General features: G+C 67.6%; 2 protein-coding genes and 1 pseudogene. All 3 read right to left on the bottom strand.

The features are described 5' to 3' along the window. Window positions 1-545 (bottom strand): annotated as a pseudogene (gene narI / locus VFW69_RS07470) (respiratory nitrate reductase subunit gamma); the annotation flags it as partial. Continuing rightward, the gene (gene narJ / locus VFW69_RS07465; RefSeq protein ID WP_526499719.1) at window positions 535-1,203 is read right to left on the bottom strand and encodes a nitrate reductase molybdenum cofactor assembly chaperone; all 669 of its coding nucleotides are present in this window, start codon (window positions 1,201-1,203) and stop codon (window positions 535-537) included. The pseudogene narI and the gene narJ, both read right to left, overlap by 11 nt. Next, window positions 1,200-2,776: nitrate reductase subunit beta (narH, locus tag VFW69_RS07460; protein ID WP_526499717.1), on the bottom strand; the 1,577-nt coding region annotated here is incomplete at its 5' end. The genes narH and narJ, both read right to left, overlap by 4 nt.

Raw genomic sequence — 2,776 nt, 5'->3', positions numbered from 1 at the left:
ATCAGGTCACCGCGCGGCTGCAGGATCCAGATCGACCGGAACCACACCGACACGGTCTCGCGGTTGTTGTACGCCTCGCCGACGACGCCGGACCCGAGCGCGGTGGCGCCCAGTCCCGCGACGATCGCCAGGACGAGCACCACGTACATCAACTTGTCGTTGGCGGTGGTGGCCATGAACACCGGTCCGTGGGTGCGTCTTCGGTAGATCAGCAGCGAAATTCCGGCCAGCGTCGTGATCCCCGCGATCGAACCGAGGATCACTGCCTGAACGTGGTACGCGTGGTGGCTCAGCCCGACGGCGTCGGTCCAGGATTGTGGGATCACCAGCCCGATGACGTGACCGAAAATGACCACCAGGATGCCGAAGTGGAACATCGGGCTGCCGATCCGCAGCAGCCGCGACTCGTAGAGCTGCGACGAGCGGGTGGTCCAGCCGAACTTGTCGTAGCGGTAGCGCCACCAGGTGCCGACCACCACGATCGCAAGCGTCACATACGGCACGACGTCCCAGAAGATTTCGCCCGCTTTCATGTCACCGGTCTCCTTCGGTACGTCGGGGCGGCACCGTCAGCGTGAACGGTTGCAGGCCAACCGCTTCCGCGGGCGGGCCGGCCTGCGCCAGCCGCTGCGCCCGTCGCACTTCCTGGTCCGTGGCGGCCGGTATCGTCTCGCACACCCCGGAAATGGTGTGGGCGTAGGGCGATCCGCATTCGGTCAACGCATCGCGCAGCACGTCGATCGGCACCCGGTGCTCGACCAGCAGCCGCCGCCCCGCAACGGGGTCGACGGTCGCCGCGAACTCGAGCACGACCGGAAGGTGATCGGGGGCCTCGTCGACGGGTGGCCGGGAGCCGGCGTCGCGGTAGGCCTGGGCGAAGGCATGCATCTCCCGGCCGCGGTTGCGGGTGTCGCCGGCGGTCCAATAGGTCAGGTACATCGTGGATCGCCGTCGCAGGTCGAAGGTTTCGACGTAGTCGGCCGCGGCTTGCATCGGGTCGCGTGCGCGCAACGCCTCCACCGTGCGTGCCAGCATCTCCGCTGCACGCCCGGCGACGGGAGCGCGGAGCTCGTCGACGATGCCGAGCCGCTCGGCGAAATGCTCGTCGGGATAGCCCAGCAGCAGCGAGGCGCACTGCCACACCAACCGGTCCTGCAGCGACCGGGCAGTCGCGTTGCGGCGGGCATCGGTGAGCAGCCTCATCGCGGAAACATCCCCGTCGGCGCTCCCCTGCCGTCCCAGTTCAGCAGGTTCACCCGGGATGGGTTCTCGGCGTTGGCGGCCATGCCTTCGCCGGTCTGCCGCTGCCGCAGCGCGTGGAAGGTTTCCACCGCGACGGGCACCGGTCCGCCGCTGGCCTCGCCGAACGGACCCGACTCATACATTCCCGGTCCGCCGTCGAACGACAGCGCGCACTCGGTGGCAGTCTCCTCAAGCTGGTGGCCTTCGGCGGCGTACGCCGACGGAATGACGTAGCGCTCCTCGTATTTCGCGATGGCGAGCAGCCGGTACATCTCGTACATCTGTTCCTCGGTCATCCCGACCGACTGCGGGATGTGCGGCTGGGTCTCGCGACCGAGGTTGATGTCACGCATGTACGACCGCATCGCCGCGAGCCGGCGCAGCACCGCCTCGACGGTGCCGGTGTCGCCGGCGGTGAACAGCCCGGCCAGATACCCGATCGGGATGCGCAGCGCCTCCAGCGCGCCGAACAGGTTGCCCAGTTCCTCGCCGTCGTGACCGTCGCGGCTGACCGCGTCGACCACCGGGGACAGCGGTGGGATGTACCAGACCATCGGCATGGTCCGGTACTCCGGATGCAACGGCAGGGCCACCCGGTAGGTGTTGATCAACGCATAAACCGGGGATCGCTGCGCGGCCTCGATCCACTCGTCGGAGATGCCCTCGGCCCGCGCGCCGGCGATCACCTCGGGATCGGTCGGGTCGAGCAGGATCTGCCGCTGCGCCTCGTAGAGGTCGGTGTCGTTCTCGACCGATGCCGCCGCCAGCACCCGGTCCACGTCGTAGAGGACCAGCCCGATGTAGCGCAGCCGTCCCACGCACGTCTCGGCACACACCGTGGGCAGGCCGACTTCGACGCGCGGGTAGCAGAAGGTGCATTTCTCGGCCTTGCCGGTCTTGTGGTTGAAGTACACCTTCTTGTACGGGCAGCCCGACACACACATCCGCCAGCCACGACACCGGTCCTGATCGACCAGCACGATGCCGTCCTCGGTGCGCTTGTACATCGCCCCCGACGGACACGAGGACACGCACGACGGGTTGAGGCAGTGCTCGCAGATGCGCGGCAGGTAGAACATGAACGTCTGCTCGAGTTCGAGGCGGACCTGTTCGCCCACCTTTTTCAGGACCGGATCGCCGGGCACGATCTCCGGAGAGCCGCCCAGGTCGTCGTCCCAGTTCGCCGACCACGACACCTTCATCGGCTTGCCGCTGATCAGGCTGCGCGGCGGCGCCACCGGCATGTGCTCACCCAGCGGTGCGGACGTGAGGTTTTCGTAGTCGTAGGTCCACGGCTCGTAGTAGTCGTCGATGCTGGGCAGCTTCGGGTTGGAGAAGATCCGGGACAGCTTGTGCAGCCGGCCGCCGTCGCGCAGCCGCAGCCGGCCCCGCTTGTCGCGCATCCACCCGCCGCGCCACCGGTCCTGGTCCTCATAGCTGCGCGGATAGCCTTGACCGGGGCGGGTTTCGACGTTGTTGAACCACACGTACTCGGTGCCCGACCGGTTGGTCCACGCCTGCTTACACGTCACCG

The organism is Mycobacterium sp. (assembly GCF_036273375.1).
In the GTDB taxonomy this organism is placed as follows: domain Bacteria; phylum Actinomycetota; class Actinomycetes; order Mycobacteriales; family Mycobacteriaceae; genus Mycobacterium.
Note: the sequence above shows the minus strand (reverse complement) of the source record. Positions and strands in the feature narration are given on the sequence as shown.